The sequence below is a fragment of the Methylomarinum sp. Ch1-1 genome (assembly GCF_030717995.2).
Classification (GTDB): Bacteria; Pseudomonadota; Gammaproteobacteria; order Methylococcales; family Methylomonadaceae; genus Methylomarinum; species Methylomarinum roseum.
On record NZ_CP157743.1, the window covers coordinates 4098391 to 4115557 of the forward strand.

The window sequence follows — 17167 nt, forward strand, 5'->3', positions numbered from 1 at the left end:
AACGTCCTGTTGCAGACAGCCCGATAAATCAATAGCCTACTCCCTCTTATAAAACTACGCTGAATAATTACGTTCATTTTATGTTTTGCCACTCATTCATTTAATGAGGTAGCCCTAGACTCTGACCGAGTAGCAATTGACGCCGACGATCAACACTCTCGATGAAAAGCCGGGCAAAGCGCCCGGCTTTCTTCATGGAAGACCGATTACAAACCGCCTCTTTCGATCGGCGAATCGACAATCTCATCGACTTCATCCTGAGTCAACACCTGCGCTTCGTAAACCAAGCCCTCATCCTCGATTTTCCCGACGAATGCCCTCAAATGATTGCGCGAGCCTTTCAATAGGTTCTCATAAACCCTGATGATGTCGGCATGTTCGGCGGCATCGATGGCCTCCTGAATGTCGCGCATATCCATCTCTTCGATCAACGCCCCGACATACAACGCCTCCATTCGAGATTTTTCGCCGCGAGCAACGAGTTCATCATAGAGTTCTTGTAAAGCTGGATCGCTGAATAAGCCGATACCGTCAATCGCCGGATCTAACAGATCGTATTTTTCCAACAATAATGCCATTGCATCCATATGCTCCTGTTCGGAGTCGGCAATGTTTTCGAAAACTTCATCATCCCATAAATCATATAGCGTTAAATAAACGTCCCTGGCCATTTTTTCTTCTTCCCGCATAAACAGCAGAGATTCCGTTTCGGCGGCGCTAAGCGGCTGGCTGCCTACGCCGGAATTTTTCGAACCGGCGTAGACGTTGATCGACAGCATCAATAACAAAAGACTGATGATCGAGGTAAGCGGAGATTTCATTTTATGCATCATAGTGTTCCACATAGTTAAATATATTATTAGATTATTACTATATTCTAAATATTTCAACAGAAACTCTGCGGTTTTTGTGATGGTGATCTCACTTTCATCTTTAAGTATTAACCTCAGTTCGGGATAAAAGAATCATATATTGCAAAGAGTTAAGACAGTATCAGGTAGCTCTGGAGGAAGTGTGCGCGGCATGGCCGCGCTCAAGCCTACGCCGCACAAGGACGTGTAAGTGCAGCGGTAAGCAGGAGCTGTTAGCTGCCACGGACGTATTCACCCAGCACCTAAATTCCATAGGCTAATGGCTGCGATAAATCATCTTCGTTTATTTAGGTGCTGGGTGAACGGCGTCTTCTGGAAGAGCTGCCTGATACAGGCTGGTTTGTTAATCCGAACTCAGGTTAAGTATTATAAAAATCGAATTTCAATCGCATCTTTCAAAACACAAAAAAGGGCGAAGTCTCAGCGACTTCGCCCTTTGCTGACTGGAATTCATTCAGCGCTTAACATTCCGATATATCTTATTATTCGCCGAACGGCCACCACCAGCGTTTTTGCGCGCCGGGAACATCGCCTTTGGCCTTTCCTTCGGTATTCTGACGGATTTTTTCCATTTGTTGCTGCCTTTGCTCCATGCCTTGGCTTCTTTCCTTGATTTGTTGTTCGCTGCGCTCGCGAATTTGTTGGCCTTGACCCTGACCGTCGTTTATGCGTTCGCGTATTTGCCGTTCCTGCCGCTCCCTGACTTGATCGGCTTGCTGAAGCTTCCTTTCTCCTTGCCCCTGCAACTTCTGCTGCTGTTTTTGCGCCTTGTCGCGTATTTGTTCTTGCTGGCGTTCGCGCACTTGATCAAGTCGCTGTTGTCCCGTCGCAAAACCGCTATCCATTCTCCGGCCTCCGCCGCCGCCAGGGCCTGCATGACTTTGCGCCGCCAAGACTAAAGCGGCGGCAACCATGACTGTTTGACCTATCTGCTTGCTGTTCATAACCCACCCCTCATTTCATTGTTAAAAAAACCGGTTTCAATGATGATCCTCAATCTCACCGGCATCATGAGCCTCCAGAATGCCTTGTCTCACCTGATCCGCCATATCGGCCATTGCTTGATTATCCGGCACCGAAACCCCAAGGATGATATTCAAGGCTTCCACCATTTCGGCGTTAATCGGCATGCGTTTTTCGGCGGCAAAACCAAGATAGCGAGCCGCTTTGCTTAAATCGCCCTGAGTCACGGCTTCCTTGTATAAGGCAATATTTTGCAACGGCGCATGAATCTCGCCCGTCGGATTACTTTCTAACTCTTCATGCGCCTTGCCTAGCGCTTTCTGCAAGACATGCGCCGGAGCCCTGGCCGCATTGAGCCGCCCCAGCTCGACTTCCGGAAGCCCTTCCTGAGCCCACACCGGTCTGCCGCCCGATTTCAAGACAGTATTCTCCACCGCCTTCGCGCCGCCGCCGTGCCCTCTTTCTCTCCCCGGATCGTAGTTACCCTGACGACCACGGCCATGATCCCCACCCGAGTGTCCTCCGCCAGCATGACCGCGACCCGCAGAACCATGCCCGCCGCCATGATCACTGCCGTGATCTTCGGCATAGGCTAGATTGAGCGTCGACAAGCCTAAAGCCATCGCGATCATCAGCGTCGAGACGACAGACAAGACCTTTAGATACGGATTCCTATCAGTAATGCACATAGTCGCCCTCTCTGCAATATTCAAATGAAATCAGCCACCGCCAGAATGCGCCAGCCGCCCTATAAGCAGCCGGCGCACCGTAGACCGTGGATGTCATTCAATGCCAATATCGTGAACAAACTCAATGACCTGCAACGCGTCATCGGCCGTTTGCGTGAACCCGTCGATGCCGTCATTGTCATTGGCATCCAAAGTCCCGTCAGCGTTATTATCGACGGTATTGGCGATGGTTTCGAAGCTGACGCCCGGCACCGTAATGGTTTCTCCGTCATAGGTGGTCGTGCCGCCGGTGACCAGATTCACTTCCACGGATTGATAAACATCGTCGCTTAAGTCATCCGGGGTATCCAGTCCGTCAACCTGAACATTGACATATACCGAGCTGTCCTTGTAGGCGGTGCTGGCGCCATCATAGGTGTAATTTGAAACCAAGTTGGCCAGCTCATCGTTGACGCCGAGGAAGGTGCTGACGGTGACGATGTTATCGACAGTCAATGACGCGGTTTTATCAGACGCCGCGGCAAACAACGATGCCGCCAGATCCAGTTGTGAATCGACCGGCACCAGGAAGGTGTAAGTGCCGCTGCCGGCTTCCCCGCTATAGTCTACCTTAACCTCCAAAAGACCATCATCGTTACTGTCGGTCGCGGTCAGCAAAGCCTGGTAAATAGCCAGATTTTCCAGCGGCGAGTCGATCGTACTGCCATCCACCACCAGCCGTCCGGCATCATCGACGGTCACAGTTTCGTCTCCCAGCGTGGTGCCATCCAATTTCGACAACGCCTCGGTCAATGAATGATCCAATACCTTGCTGGGAGACCTGGCGACATTGGTTCTGCCAACGTCTACTTCCTGCACGGCATCGGCATATTCAACCGGTACTTCGTATTTGCCGTCGCCGTCGGTGTCGACCAATTGGATAACGGTGGGCACCCCATCGACGATGATGATGGGTTGCACCTGACCATTGGCATCCAATACCGGTTCACCGCTATCGTCGCGCAAAATAATCCACAGATCTCCAAATAGGTCGCCTTTCATCGTGCCGGCGGCATCCGGTTTACCTTGCGAACCACTGCTGTGAGGATTGGCTTCGCGGTTGCCCTGCGCCCACTCCGGACGATCGGAGTCATCGTCGCCTTCCTCCTCGTCGGAAAAAACGGAGAAAATTTTGTCGAAGACGCTTTTCGAGCCGCCTTGACCTTGACCTTGTTGACCACCCTTGCCGGCTCCGCCGCCACGCTGCTGCCCCGAACCCTGGTGCCCTTGTTCAGTCGGCTGTTCGGCATAACTGTCGCCGATACTCCAAGGATTGACCGCTAACGGTAAGGCCGCGAAACTGATGACAGCCGCTGTTCCGGTTACGGAAAGGGCTTTACGGATTGATTGCTTTAGAGTTTTCATAACACTCACCTTTTCGATTTGCTAGTACTTTAAAAAACACTAGTTTTCATTATTGACTATATCCGCAAAAAAAATTTCTTTCTTCTACTTCCTATGCGTATGCGTTACCCCTCTTATTAATATCCGCAGAATTAACAAATTACTTATATTTCACTATATGAAATAGTACACCTAATATCAACAAAAAACCTCTTTATTTTCATTGAAATTCAAGCTATTTCAATTGCCCGACCAAACCGCCACGTCCCAGGATGCGCGGCCAAAACCGATGACTGCAAAACGTTGATTTTGTGGGTCGGGGCGCAATCCAGGGATGAATTCAATCAGCGTCTCCCTAAACACGGGAACTAGAAACGAGCGCCTATTCCTAGACGCACTAGGTCGGTCGTATTATCGAACGTCAGTTCATCGCTATTGCTGCCGTTGCCATGCGCGGTCACAATCTCAAAAGGCTCGTAAACGGTATGGGTATAATCCAGACGCAAGAAGGCATGCTCGGTAAACGGCACCTCCGCGCCGATGCCCAAGCGCAGACCGGTCAAGCCTTCCTCCCGGTCTATATCGTTGCTACGGTTATTGCCCTTCGCATAACGGGTATTAAATTCGGTCCTAACGCCTCCGCCACGCACATACAACAAGGCGCCGTTATTGAGGATATAACCCAGCTTGCCGCTGATGCCCATCGTTTCCTTGACCTCGACGGAAAAATCCCGACCGCCGCCACCCGGCGTGTCACGATTATGCTGCCATTCCAGCGAATTAATCTCCCCTTCCAGTTCCACGGCCATATAGAGACGCCGCCAGTTAAAACCATAACCGGCAAATACACCGGGGGTAAAGCCATGGTCGGCAAAGTCAACGTTATAATCAAAAGGTCCCACCCCCTGATCTCGGTGAAGACCGCTCAGTGTCGTATTGGTCATGCCGTAGCCGATTTGCGCCCCGGCATAAAGCCCGGTCAAATTGTCCGCATCGAAGCTCACGCCGGATTGCGGCACGCCCTGAAAACGCCAGCCGACACCTAGATTGAACATGGATTCGCGGATATCGAAATTTTCATCGAAGCCAAGCGATTGAATCTGGGTGTCTTCATAATTAGTGACGGTGGAGTCCATACGTCCGAACAGATGATCGCTGAGCGCAAACTCCAACCCGACGCCAAAACGCAAGCCGACCAAGGTAATATCGTCGGCGAAGGCGTTTTGAGGACTATCGTTGAGCGTATAAAAGCTGTTGAACTCGGTATTCACCGCGCCAACCCGGCCATAAAACAGCGCATTGTTCATCAGCGCCCGACCTAAACGCAAACTGGCGCCGTAGCTTTCATTTTTTTCCAACCAGAAGCTGCGGCTCTCGGACTTTTTCTTACGATGAAACCACTTGCTATTGCTGGTCTCCCCCTCCAGTTCCAAGCCCAGATACCAGTCCTGCCAGTTAAATCCGTAACCGGCAAACACGCCGCCGACCATGCCGGCATCGCCATATCCGGCCTGATCGCTGCCGCCCTCGCTGCGCTGTTCGAACGAGCGGGTTGCTAAGCCGTTATAGCCATATTGTCCGCCCAGATAAAAACCGGCCGGCCCGGATTCGCTGGCGCCGCTGCCTGTCCACAGGGAATTCAAGCCGGCAACCAGCTCATCGTTAATCGGATACAGCCGGGCGCCCAGGGTAATAAAAAACTGGTGGCGATAATAGTCTTGAGAGGAACCGACCTCATTGACGCCAAGATTGGAATCACGATGCAGATAACGATAGTCGCCGGCCAGATAAATCTGTCGGGTAATGTTGTATTCGAGTCCGAATCCGGCATCGACATAATCGTCGCTGCGGCTGATTTGTTGATAATCGTATTTGCTATAAGTCAAGTGGGATTTCAGCGTCACGGCCGGCAATAATTTATGCCGAATATCGGCGCCATAGCGGGTCTCTATCGCGCTGGAGGCATTAACCAACGTGGTTTCCTCCACGGCCCTGTCGACCGACGCCGACCACATCGTGCTGGGAGTCGCCCTCCAGCGCACAGTGGCGCCGAAGTCCGGCTTGGTGATCGCGTTGAAGCGCGGATCGGCGAAGTCCTGCCATATATAACCGCCATAGACTTCGGCCCGCAAACGATTGCTGATCGCGCTGGTAAGCCCCACCGCAGTGCGATAGCCGTCCGAATCGCGCTGGAATCCGTTATCATCGAACGTATCGAGATATTCGCGGCGATCAAAAATAAACTGGACAAAAGGCTGCAAACGCCTATCTCGGGCATAGCTAAACCGCAGCCCCAGACCGTAAAGATCGCGGTCCCGGTCGTCATGATTGACCGGCGTGCTGTCGGTCGCAACATCCTTGAAATCCAGATTCTGGAACGTGCCTCCGAAACGCATCGCGATATCGCCAGCTCGCTGCAAGGTACCGACATGTGCTTCGGTGGAGGAAAACACGGTGGGGTTGCGGCCGAAAAAACTGTCCGGAGACGCGCGAGACTCATGGCCCTGCCGATAATTGAAACCGGCGAACACATTGCTCGACTTAGTGAAATCGTAACGCCCCGAGGTGCCGACGTTGAAATCGTCATAATCCTCGGTGGTGCGCTCATCGTAACGGGCCAAATCAGCCGACGAACTGAAATTCAACTGATGCCGCTCCCAGTTCGACTGAATATCCAATGACGGTGAAATCAACAGCAATTGATCGCTAACGGTATCCCTGCGGGTCGCAAAGATATTGTTGTCGTAAATGCCGATCAACGCCAATTCCGGCTTGACCAGAAATGAGCCCATCTCGTAACCCGACTTGGTCTTCAACAGGGGATTGGTGCGCTCTGGCCTATCGGGTGTGACCGGCTCTTCCTCAGCCAACGCGGGCGCTATTCCAGCGCCAAACAAAACGGTCAAGGGAATGATGGTCTTAAATTTCACGATTGCAATTTCATCCTAAAAAGAATTTGATAGGCAATAGGGTCTTCATCTATTTTTAATTAGTACTAAATGTAAATTATCAAGGATGAAGGACGCTATGCTTTTAATTATTATTGATTCTGGGGTTGCCATTAAAAATAGCATAATATCCTGTTGTTACAAAATACTCTTGAGATAAGCCGTCCTATTGGCGCTCCCGTAACATCTGCAGCGCCAAATCCGCCATGTTCTTAGACCCCCCGCCCTCTCCGAGCTTTTCCTTAACCGCCTGCAGTTCGTTGATCATCGCCTGGCGATAGGCTTGATCGCTCAGCAATCGTTCGATTTCTTCGGCAAGCCTGTCGGCCGTGGCCTCGTGCTGAATCAATTCCTTGACGATCGCTTTGCCGGCGACGATATTGGGCAAACCGATAAACGGCGTTTTCACCAGTATCCGTCCCAGCCAATAGGTCACCGAGGCAAGCTTATAGGCAATCACCATCGGCACCGTCAACAAGGCGATTTCCAGCGACGCTGTGCCGGAAGTGGTCATCACCGCATCGCAACATTGCACGACATCATAAGGCTGATTCTTGATCACGTTGATCGGAACCGCTGTCTGTTGCAGATAGTCCTGTAAAACCCTGTCATCGATGGAACCGGCCTGCGGCAGCAGAAACTGCATACCGGGATGATCGTTCCGCAGTTTTTCCGCGGCGCCTAACATCACCGGCAGCATCCGTTTGATTTCGTTCATGCGGCTGCCGGGCAGAATCCCGACTACCGGTTTTGTTGGATCCAGCTGGAAACGGCGGAAATCCTCTTCCTTATCATGCAGCGGACGCACCTTATCGACCGAAGGATGACCGACATACCGGACCGGTATGTCCTCCGCCTCGTAATAGGCGGTTTCAAATGGAAAGATCACCGCCATCATGTCGATCGCCTTGCCGTATGTCAATACCCGTCCGGACCGCCACGCCCAGACCTGCGGGCTGACATAAAACAATACCTTGATACCCTGTTTTTTCGCGAATTGCGCCAGTTTCAGATTGAACTCCTTATAATCGACACAAACCAGCAAATCAGGCCTCTCCGCCTGTAATAAGGCTTTCATTCTCATTAAGGCGGCGCGGATTTCGCGATAGTGTTTCAGCACCTCTATCAGGCCGATCACGCCAAGCGACGAGGAGTCGACCTTGATGTCGATGCCCGCCTGACGCATGACCGCACCGCCCATGCCGATGCCGCGTATATCCGGCAAATGCTTTTTCAGCTCCAGAAACATATGGGCGGCATGCTGATCCCCGGACGATTCACCGGCGCTAAGCATGATGGTTAATGGCTTGTTTGCTGACACTGTGTTACCCATAACTAAAAAAGGCCAGCGCGATGGCTGACCTTGAAACGTTGGAAAGACGGGCTTCGCCGCACTCTGCCCATCCTACGAAAAGTTAGATCCGATTATCGTTACGATAATGCCGATTTAATCACCAAAGCGATTTCCTTAACCGTATCATCGGCCAGTGACGAGCAGATCGGCAATGAAAAACAGTTCTCGGCAACCGATTCGGTCACCGGCAGCGACAAGCCCGCACATTCTTCTTTGAATACATTCTGTCGATGCAAAGGCACCGGATAATAAATCGCGCAGCCGATCTTTCGGTCCTGCAAAGCCTTGATCACTTCATCGCGGCGCTCGCACAGCAAAGTATATTGATGATAGACATGCTCACCAAGACCATCTTCATAAGGAGTCGTCAAGGACAGTTCGGCCAGCAAATCCGAATACAGATGGGCGGCGTGTCGACGCGCCTGGTTGTATTGATCGATACGCTTCAATTTCGCCCTTAGCACGACGGCCTGCATTTCATCGAGCCGGCTGTTATAGCCGATCACGTCGTGATAATAACGCACATCGGAACCGTGATTACGCAGCTTTCTCACCATAGCCGCGATATCATCGGACTGGGTGGTCACCAGGCCGCCGTCGCCGAAGGCGCCCAGGTTCTTGCTGGGAAAAAAACTGAATCCGGCCGCATCGCCGATGGAACCGGTCTGTCTGCCATCGATGCGGGCGCCAAAAGACTGCGCACAATCCTCGATCAACTTCAGGCCATGCGCGTCGCACAAGGCCTTGATCCGAGCCATATCGGCCGGTTGACCGAACAAATGCACCGGCATCACCGCCTTGGTTTTCGGCGTAATCGCTGTTTCGATGTTTTCCGCGGTGATATTGAAAGTCTTAGGGTCGATATCGACGAACACCGGTTTGGCGCCGACATATTTGATCGCTTCGGCGGTGGCGATGAAGGTGAAGGCCGACGTGATCACTTCGTCGCCGACGCCTATTCCAGCCGCCTGTAAGGCCAGATGCAAGGCATCGGTGCCGGAGGCGCAGCCGATCGCATGTTTAACGCCCAGATATTCAGCGGCTTCCTGTTCGAAGGCCTGCACATTCGGTCCGAGAATAAAGGCGCAATTGGCGATCGTTTCGGTCAAGCCTTGCTCGACTTCGTCTTTGATTTCGGCGTACTGCGCCTTAAGGTTAACCATTGGTATCATGTTACTGCTCTTTAACCGTGTGTTAATAGTTGAGTGATTTGAATCGCCGTAGCCAGCGCCCGCTTGCCGGCCTCGCCGGAAACCAGCGGATTCTCGCCGGTCTGTATGCAGTTGACGAAATGCTTGATTTCCTCCAGCAATGCATCGCCGTTCTCAAAGACCGATTCTTCCGTTTCGATCTCGGGGATGCCGGGAAACATTTCCTTGCTGCCGGTTTTATGTTTGGTCAATACCCGGTTCTGGAAATCGACCGAAACATAGGAGCTGGGACGGAACATACGCATTTTGCGTTCCATCTTCATGCTGATACGGCTTGCGGTGACATTGGCTACGCAACCGTTTTTGAAGGTCAGACGGGCATTGGCGATATCGGTGCCCTTCGTTAATACCGCCGTGCCACTGGCGTCGATGCGTTCAACTTCCGAGTCAACCAAAGCCAGAATGATGTCGATATCATGAATCATTAAATCCAACACCACACTGACATCATTAGCACGCGGATTGAATGGCGACAAACGATGCGACTCGATGAACAACGGCTTGTCTTCGATCGCCTCCAAGCCCCGAACGGCCGGATTGAAGCGTTCCAGATGACCCACTTGTAAGATGACGTTTCTATCCTTGGCGATAGCGATCAAATCTTCCGCTTCTTCGACGGTCACGGTAATCGGTTTTTCCACCAACACATGCGCGCCGGCATTGAGAAAATCACGCGACACCGCGTGATGCAGGCTGGTTGGCACGACTATACTGACCGCATCCACTTTACCCAGTAAAGGCTGATAATCGGTTAATGCCTCCGCACCTAGTTTTTCGGCGACGCTACGTGCGGCCTCCTCATTGATATCTACCACTGCGACCAGTTCACAATCGTCTAAAGAGGCGTATTTTTCCGCATGAAATTTCCCCAAATATCCGGTTCCGATTACAGCACACTTAAGTTTACTCATAGACTACTCAATTCTGATTGACACCATAGCGGATAACAACAAATATCCGACATAAAAAATGGCGCCTATTGTATCACCAGATTTAAAAGCGAAATAAATGAATCGTGTCGATCCCCCTGAAAAGCGCTGCTGACACAGGTTTGAGAGCGTCAAAATAGCGCCAGAAAGCTACTCGATCTCTTTTTTCAGACAAAAATCTTCCGGAAAACCATCACAATCGTGTTTACTGACCAAGCCCTTGGCCACCATCTCCTCGATGGTTTGCTCAATAAACCTGCGTTCAAAACTGCAAAAACAGCCATATATAAAACGTTTCGGACAATAAGGGCAGTTATGTCCGGCCGCCGGTTCATAGAGCTGTTTCATTTCACGATCCCAAACATCGATCGCATGTAAGATCAGTTGCTCGGTATTATCAACATGATTAGCCATCATTCCCCCTTACCGTTCAAGACAGTCTACAACAACTCGCCTGTGCATTCTTATCCCAGGTCATAACGGCATTCTTACACACAATTCAATCACTTTTCCCGATTAAAACGCCTCCACCGAACGCACACATCCACCACCCTCGCTAAGCTACTGATATAAAAGTACAAAATAAATTGTTCACTTTCTATACAATGCAAACAGACACAAACAATGACGCGGCATGCAGCGATTTATGAAGCCTTGTTCCACAACTTTATCCACAGCTTTTGTGGGTATCCCGGATTACAGCTTTTCCCGTGATGATGATTTGACTGTTAACGTGGTTGTAATACCGGGAACTGTCGATATACTCCTGGTATTGTCGCCCGATCATTGCAATGAGGACAGATCATGGCCACCCGATACCGTCGTTTCCGTGATATTTCGACCAGCGAACGCATACTGGATAGCTTGTTTTTGCTGACCATCGGCCTGGGATATCTATTCGCCCTAACCCACCTGTACTTCACCCACAGCAGCCGCGATGGCCAACCGGGATTGTCGGTCGATGACGTGATGATCGCCTATTACGGTTCGCACGATCATAGCCGACTAGGCGCGGCGATCAACGGCCCGATGGAACCGAATTTAAGTTCGAAAGCCGACAAGCTGGTGATTCTGAAGTGGCTGCAGGATGGCAAGAACGAAGAGGAATATAGGCAAAAAATCCAGCCGATACTGGAACGGGATTGCTTGACCTGCCACCGCCCCACTATCAATGAAAGCATCCCCGACCTGAGCAATTTCGAAGCGGTATTGGAAGTCACCGACGCAAACGGCGCCTCGTTGCCGGCGCTGGTGAAAGTCTCCCATATCCACTTATTCGGCATCGCCTTCGCTGAAAATCTTGGAAACGGAGCGCCAGCGAAGTGAAGATTTTTAGTCCCCGATAGGCGTAGCGCCGGGCGGGTTTTCGTAGCAAAGCGGAGAAAACCTGCAAGGCATCGCGAAACGCCGTCAAGTCATTTGGAGCCTAGGTTCCGACCCCTTGGTGGGTCGGGACGAGGCGACGAGGACGAATCGGGGCCGCCGGAGGCATTGGCTGCCGCGTAATTTTTGCCGCTTGATTGGGCTGGGATGCCCAAAACAAGCTTTCGCAAAAATAGCGGCACTTACACATTTTGTTTTTGATCGGCAAGATTTTCATTCTGACCGAACTCAATCCAATCCTGAAAAGAACCATCGTTGCAATTCCGTTTGTCGCGATGGTGATCGATATTTCTTCCTGGTACATCACCACCATCATCCCTTGGTTCGCCTATGTCGTCGTGACCGCTGGCGGCCTGCTCGGCCTGTCATTGGCGACGCAGATTCTAGTCAGTCTTTATCAGATGTGGTTTTATCCCTTTCATCCATCATTGGAAATGTCGCAGGAGGCGCAAAACCGGGTCGAGGCTTGTCAAGAAATCCTCGAAGGCTTCGGCTATGACATGATGCCAGAAAACAAAGGTTGGTTGATCAGGGAATCGTTACGCACGTGGCATTTTCTAACCGATGTCGAGGAACTGGAAGACTATACCCGCCAAGTCAAAGAGCGCCATCAAGGCGATTGAAGTTTTTGCGTTAGTCAATTTATTGAGTAACTATTCAGCGTATTTTTATCAGAGGGAGTAGGTTTGGCGCTGCTCTGCTAAACGTCCCCATCAAGCCAAGTCGGCCAGAATCTTATCCCGCACCAACTGCCCGCTCAAGGTCACCATCGGCATGCCGCCGCCGGGATTGACGCTGCCGCCGACATAATACAGGTTGCGGAGTTGTCGGTCGCGTTGAGGCGCCTTGAAGCCCAGGTTCTTGAAACGATCCGAGACCACACCGTAAATCGAGCCCTGATTAGAATAATAATTCGCCTCGATGTCCAACGGCGTCCAAGTCTCCTCGCAGACGATATGCCGGCGCAGATCCTCCAATCCCATGTTTTCCAACTTGGTCAACACGCGCTCGCGGAAATCCATGCAATCCTCTCGCCGCATGGGCTGCTCCGGATCCAAATGCGGGATATGCGGCAAAACCTTGATGATTTCACACCCTTCCGGCGCTTGGCCCGGATCGCTCTTGACCGGCGCGACCAAATATAAGGTCGGATCGTCGGATAGACGATTTTGATGAAAAGCGGACTCGAAATGTCGTTTCGGCTGTTCCGAATAGAAAAAATTATGATGCGCCAGTTGCGGATATAGCTTGTCGACGCCGAGATGCATGACCAGGCCTGAGCAGCTAGGAGCGAAGCGCCGCAACGCCTTTAATTCCCGCTCCGATCGTTGCAATAATTTGCGCGCGGCAGGAATAACCTCCATATTGGAAACGACGATATCGGCCGCCAGCGTCTCGCCATTACCTAGCCTAACCGCAGACACCCGATCATGATCGGCTTCTATGCGCTCCACTTCACAGTCGAGATGAATCTCGACACCGAGCTCCTCCGCCAGCTGCTGCATTGCACTGGCCAAACCATACATGCCGCCTTTGACATACCACAGTCCGTACTCGAACTGAATATATGGCAGCAGATTCATCAACGCCGGCGCATCATAAGGAGACGAACCGACATATTTGATAAAGTAATTCAGCACGTCGACCAGCTTCGGGTTACTGATATAGCGCCTGACGCCCTGATCCATCGAGCGGAACACATCGAAATCGAAGAGACTGTGCAGCACGCCGTAATGGCCGAGCAATTCGCTAAAGCTATCCAGGCCCTTGGCGAAATAGCCTTGTTCGGTGACCTGGCCGAGTTTTTTCGAGTAAGCCATGAAACGCTCGAATTCGGCCACCGACTTTTGATCGAGCTTGCCCAATTCGCTGCGCATCGTTTCGGGATCTGAGCTTAAATCGAACACCGCGCCATCGGCGAAAAAGTTGCGCCAGTGCGGTTCCACCGTTTCAATCTCGACATAATCCTCCAGTCTTTTACCAACCCGCTCGAACAAACGCCTGAATATATGCGGCATGGTCAAGATCGACGGCCCCAGATCGAACGTGAAGCCATCTTTCTTCAGCACATTGAGCTTGCCGCCAACTTGGGCGTTTTTTTCCAGCAGGGTGACGGCAAAGCCTTCGCTGGCCAGGGAAATGGCGGCAGACAGTCCGCCGAGCCCGGCCCCGATGACGACAATTTTTTGCTGACGTGGTTGAGTGTTCATGTTAATGCTGTCTTCTCGAAACGAAAATCAGAAAATTGCGCCAGTGCTGACCAAGATTCAGCCCGGCATATTGTTGAAAAGCGCGCAATTCGCGCCAGTTGCGCCCTATCCGTCCCAAAACGGACCCAGAGCCGAATAAAAAATCGATGAAGGCGCGCAGTTCTCGATAGCGCTGTTCCGAATAGGGAAACCAGTTGGGTTCCCGACTGAAACGGGCGCGACTGACCAAACCAGAAACGGTATAGGTGAAACTGCGTAATCCTTCCGCGCCATGATAGCGGCCGAAACCGCTGCGGCCGACACCGCCGAACGGCAGTCCGGGGTGACCGACGTTTTTCAGCACATCATTGACGATCCAGTTACCGACCGGTAATCGCTCGGCAAGGCGCCGCGCCTTGTCGATATTCCGGCTCCAAATGCTGACGTTCAGCCCGAAATCAACGGCCTTGACCCGTTCGACCAGCTCTGTTTCATCGCTGAACGACATCACCGGCAACAAGGGGCCAAAGGTTTCTTCCCGCATGATATTCATGTCGTCGCTGACATTCCATAACACCACGGGCCGCAAATAAGCACCGTCCCGGGTCAATGGCCCGGAGGCCTGAGCCCCCTTGGCCAGCGCATCCCGATACTGGGCTTCAATCACGGATAGCTGATGGGGCGAACTGATTGCACCCAAATCGCCCTGATCACCATGACCGACTTTCAGCACGGCCACGGCCTCGCAAAGCCGTTCGACGAAGACTTCGAAAAGACTATCCTCGACATAGAGACGCTCAACCGCGACACAGACCTGGCCGCTATTGCAGAAGGCGCCATAAAGGGCGCCATTGACCGACCGTTGCAGATCGGCATCGGCAAACACCAGCATCGCATCCTTGCCTCCCAGTTCGAGTATCACCGGAATCGGATGGCGCGCGGCGGCGGCCATGATGCTGCGACCGGCATTGACTCCGCCGGTAAAAAAAACCAGATCGGGACGTCGCTCTATCAATTCACGCCCGGTCTGCGGCCCGCCGACCAGCCATTGCACCAATCCTTCCGGAAGCTCAAGCGGCGTCAGCAGATCGAGGATCAACTCGCCGACCGGCAGGCTCAATTCGGAGGTTTTGAAGACGACGCCGTTGCCGGCAATCAACGCCGACAATAAAGGATACAGGGTCAGCTGTAAGGGAAAATTCCACGGCGAAATCACCGCGACCACGCCATAAGGCTGGTATCGGTAGCCCGCCTCCGCATCGGGAAAAGCCAGCGGCGAAGTGCTTACCGGTCTAGGCGCCAAGATGGCGCCCGCATGTTTACGGTAATAATCCATCATCGCCAACAGCGGATAAATCTCGCCCAACAAAACTTCGCTCTTGACCTTGCCGGTCACCGCAACCAATCGCTCGGTGATGTTATCGAGATCGGCAACCAATCGCTCCCGCAATGGCGACAATATCGCCAGACGCCGCTCGACGCTATAAGAACTCCAGATCGCCGCCGCCTGCCTAGCCGTCGCCATGCGTCGGCCGACTTGCTCGGCCGGCGTCACCGAATAGGCTTTCAGGCGTCGTCCGTCCAGCGGACTGAATACCTCGATCGTTTTCACCGTCACGACAAGGACGGCCCCAACCAATCGTTGTTCGGTATCGCGGGAAATTCGACACCGTACTTATCACAAATCATGTTGGCGGAAATACGGGCGGACTCATAAATAGTCGGCAAACCGCTGCCCGGATGAGTGCCGCCACCGACCAGATAACAACGTTCCAGTTCTTCGAAACGATTATGTGGGCGCCAATACAGCATCTGACTGAATTTATGCGACAAATTGAAGGTTGCGCCGAAAAACACATTTTCGTCGTGCTGCCAGTTCTCCGGCGTAATGTTTTTCTCATAGACGATATGGTCGCGAACATCATCCAAGCCCAGCCTGTCGCCGAGGGCATCGAGCACCTGCTCGCGGACTGCAGCCAACTGCTCCGGCCAGGCTATGCCGCTCTGATTGTTAGGCACCGGCACCAGCACATAAAGCGTCGACTGGCCGGCCGGCGCCAAACTGTCGTCGCTGACGCTGGCATTTTGCACATAGAACGAAAAATCATCGGACAGTGTTTTATTGGAAAAAATATTGTCTACATTGCCTTTGTAATCGCTGGCGAAGACGATATTGTGATGAGGAATATCATAGCGTTTGTCCAGCCCCAAATAGAGCATGAAGGTGGAACAGGAATATTCCTTGTTGCCGATGTTCTCGCGGCTGTAACGTTTCAATACACCGGGCTCGACCAGCTCGGTCATCGCATAGGCGAAATCGGCGTTGACGATGACTTCATCGGCCGTCACCTCGGAACCGTCCGCGAGCCTGACGCCCGTCGCCCTGCCCTTTTCGACGATTAACGACTGCACCGCCATGTTGCGATGAATGGCGCCGCCCTGCTCCTCGATCACTTTAGCCATCGCGTTGGAAATACGATTTAACCCGCCCTTGACATGATAGATGCCGTAGCGATGCTCCAGATAGGACAGCATCGTAAACAAGGCCGGGCATTGCCAAGGCGACATGCCCAAGTATTTGGATTGAAAGGAAAAGATCAAGCGCAGCTTTTCTTCCTGAAAATAACGACCCAAGTTGGAAAAGACACTGTGATTGACGGCAAGCTGCGGCAAGGCCTTGAGGAGGTCGAGCGAGAAAAAAGCCTTCAGACTGGAATAATCGCGGGTGATGCAGGGGTAAAGATGACGGAAACGCTTATCTTCCCTGGCCAGGAAACGGTCGTAATCGGCCGGACTGTCGGGGAAAACCCGCCGCAACTCCTGCCGCATTTTGTCCGGGTCGGAATAAACCTGGATCTGCCGGTCGTCGAACAGCAAGCGGTACATCGGCTCCAAACGCATGAACTCGAGATAATCGGCGCTGTCGCGGCCGCACAGTTCAAACATTTCATCGAGCACCCCCTTCATCAATAGGAAGGTCGGCCCGGTGTCGAAGATAAAACCATCGGCCCTAATGCCCCGGTTACGTCCTCCTATCTCGCTATTCTTGTCGAATAGGGAAACCTTAAAACCGCGATGACTGAGCAGCATCGCCGCAGTTAATCCTCCGGGACCGCCCCCGACGATGACGATATGTTTTTCTGCCATGCTTTATCCTGTTACCCGTTTGTTTCCTAAAGTGTAATTATTCAGCGTATTTTTATCAGAGGGAGTAGGCTATTGATTTATCGGGCTGTCTGCAACAGG

Annotated in this window: 14 protein-coding genes; 2 read left to right on the plus strand and 12 right to left on the minus strand. The window is 52.2% G+C overall.

Annotation, left to right across the window (positions count from 1 at the left end):
* Window positions 1-206: 206 nt before the first annotated feature.
* The 9 genes from Q9L42_RS18595 to Q9L42_RS18635 all read right to left on the minus strand — a co-directional run bounded on the left by Q9L42_RS18595 (window position 207) and on the right by Q9L42_RS18635 (window position 10763).
* Window positions 207-830, minus strand: coding sequence for a DUF2202 domain-containing protein (locus tag Q9L42_RS18595; RefSeq protein WP_349431587.1), 624 nt, complete (start codon window positions 828-830; stop codon window positions 207-209).
* Between the two features lie 524 nt (window positions 831-1354).
* Window positions 1355-1816, minus strand: coding sequence for a hypothetical protein (locus Q9L42_RS18600; RefSeq protein WP_305906902.1), 462 nt, complete (start codon window positions 1814-1816; stop codon window positions 1355-1357).
* Window positions 1817-1852: 36 nt separating this feature from the next.
* Window positions 1853-2524, minus strand: a complete 672-nt coding sequence (locus Q9L42_RS18605; RefSeq protein ID WP_305906901.1) for a hypothetical protein — start codon at window positions 2522-2524, stop codon at window positions 1853-1855.
* Between the two features lie 93 nt (window positions 2525-2617).
* On the minus strand, window positions 2618-3928 hold the full coding sequence (locus Q9L42_RS18610) for a hypothetical protein (protein WP_305906900.1): 1311 nt from the start codon (window positions 3926-3928) through the stop codon (window positions 2618-2620).
* A 347-nt stretch (window positions 3929-4275) separates the two neighbouring features.
* The gene (locus Q9L42_RS18615; protein WP_349431588.1) at window positions 4276-6837 is read right to left on the minus strand and encodes an outer membrane beta-barrel protein; all 2562 of its coding nucleotides are present in this window, start codon (window positions 6835-6837) and stop codon (window positions 4276-4278) included.
* A gap of 184 nt (window positions 6838-7021) precedes the next feature.
* Window positions 7022-8176, minus strand: coding sequence for a lipid-A-disaccharide synthase (gene lpxB / locus Q9L42_RS18620; protein WP_305906895.1), 1155 nt, complete (start codon window positions 8174-8176; stop codon window positions 7022-7024).
* Between the two features lie 110 nt (window positions 8177-8286).
* Window positions 8287-9381, minus strand: a complete 1095-nt coding sequence (locus Q9L42_RS18625; RefSeq protein WP_349431589.1) for a DegT/DnrJ/EryC1/StrS family aminotransferase — start codon at window positions 9379-9381, stop codon at window positions 8287-8289.
* An 11-nt stretch (window positions 9382-9392) separates the two neighbouring features.
* The gene (locus tag Q9L42_RS18630) at window positions 9393-10331 is read right to left on the minus strand and encodes a Gfo/Idh/MocA family protein (protein ID WP_305906894.1); all 939 of its coding nucleotides are present in this window, start codon (window positions 10329-10331) and stop codon (window positions 9393-9395) included.
* A gap of 168 nt (window positions 10332-10499) precedes the next feature.
* Window positions 10500-10763, minus strand: a complete 264-nt coding sequence (locus Q9L42_RS18635; protein WP_349431590.1) for a hypothetical protein — start codon at window positions 10761-10763, stop codon at window positions 10500-10502.
* Between the two features lie 390 nt (window positions 10764-11153).
* Between Q9L42_RS18635 and Q9L42_RS18640 the strand changes: the two genes are divergently transcribed.
* On the plus strand, window positions 11154-11675 hold the full coding sequence (locus Q9L42_RS18640) for a hypothetical protein (protein WP_305906892.1): 522 nt from the start codon (window positions 11154-11156) through the stop codon (window positions 11673-11675).
* Between the two features lie 254 nt (window positions 11676-11929).
* On the plus strand, window positions 11930-12355 hold the full coding sequence (locus Q9L42_RS18645) for a hypothetical protein (RefSeq protein ID WP_305906891.1): 426 nt from the start codon (window positions 11930-11932) through the stop codon (window positions 12353-12355).
* 90 nt (window positions 12356-12445) lie between these two features.
* Here the strand turns inward: Q9L42_RS18645 and Q9L42_RS18650 are convergent, their stop codons facing one another.
* From Q9L42_RS18650 to Q9L42_RS18660, 3 genes are read right to left on the minus strand one after another with little or no spacing between them, the layout of a single operon-like run.
* Window positions 12446-13942 carry a phytoene desaturase family protein gene (locus Q9L42_RS18650; RefSeq protein ID WP_349431591.1) on the minus strand — a complete coding sequence of 499 codons (1497 nt, stop codon included), beginning with the start codon at window positions 13940-13942 and terminating at the stop codon, window positions 12446-12448.
* A 1-nt stretch (window position 13943) separates the two neighbouring features.
* Entirely contained in the window at window positions 13944-15539 is a 1596-nt protein-coding gene (locus Q9L42_RS18655) for an aldehyde dehydrogenase family protein (RefSeq protein WP_349431592.1), read from the minus strand.
* Entirely contained in the window at window positions 15536-17068 is a 1533-nt protein-coding gene (locus tag Q9L42_RS18660; protein ID WP_305906886.1) for a phytoene desaturase family protein, read from the minus strand. The genes Q9L42_RS18655 and Q9L42_RS18660 overlap by 4 nt, the downstream gene beginning before the upstream one ends.
* Window positions 17069-17167: the final 99 nt, after the last annotated feature.

Coding starts and splice junctions, on each gene's coding strand:
- Q9L42_RS18595 (WP_349431587.1), bottom strand. CDS start 830: ATGCATAAAATGAAATCTCCGCTTACCTCGATCATCAGTCTTTTGTTA.
- Q9L42_RS18600 (WP_305906902.1), bottom strand. CDS start 1,816: ATGAACAGCAAGCAGATAGGTCAAACAGTCATGGTTGCCGCCGCTTTA.
- Q9L42_RS18605 (WP_305906901.1), bottom strand. CDS start 2,524: ATGTGCATTACTGATAGGAATCCGTATCTAAAGGTCTTGTCTGTCGTC.
- Q9L42_RS18610 (WP_305906900.1), bottom strand. CDS start 3,928: ATGAAAACTCTAAAGCAATCAATCCGTAAAGCCCTTTCCGTAACCGGA.
- Q9L42_RS18625 (WP_349431589.1), bottom strand. CDS start 9,381: ATGATACCAATGGTTAACCTTAAGGCGCAGTACGCCGAAATCAAAGAC.
- Q9L42_RS18630 (WP_305906894.1), bottom strand. CDS start 10,331: ATGAGTAAACTTAAGTGTGCTGTAATCGGAACCGGATATTTGGGGAAA.
- Q9L42_RS18635 (WP_349431590.1), bottom strand. CDS start 10,763: ATGGCTAATCATGTTGATAATACCGAGCAACTGATCTTACATGCGATC.
- Q9L42_RS18640 (WP_305906892.1), top strand. CDS start 11,154: ATGGCCACCCGATACCGTCGTTTCCGTGATATTTCGACCAGCGAACGC.
- Q9L42_RS18650 (WP_349431591.1), bottom strand. CDS start 13,942: ATGAACACTCAACCACGTCAGCAAAAAATTGTCGTCATCGGGGCCGGG.
- Q9L42_RS18660 (WP_305906886.1), bottom strand. CDS start 17,068: ATGGCAGAAAAACATATCGTCATCGTCGGGGGCGGTCCCGGAGGATTA.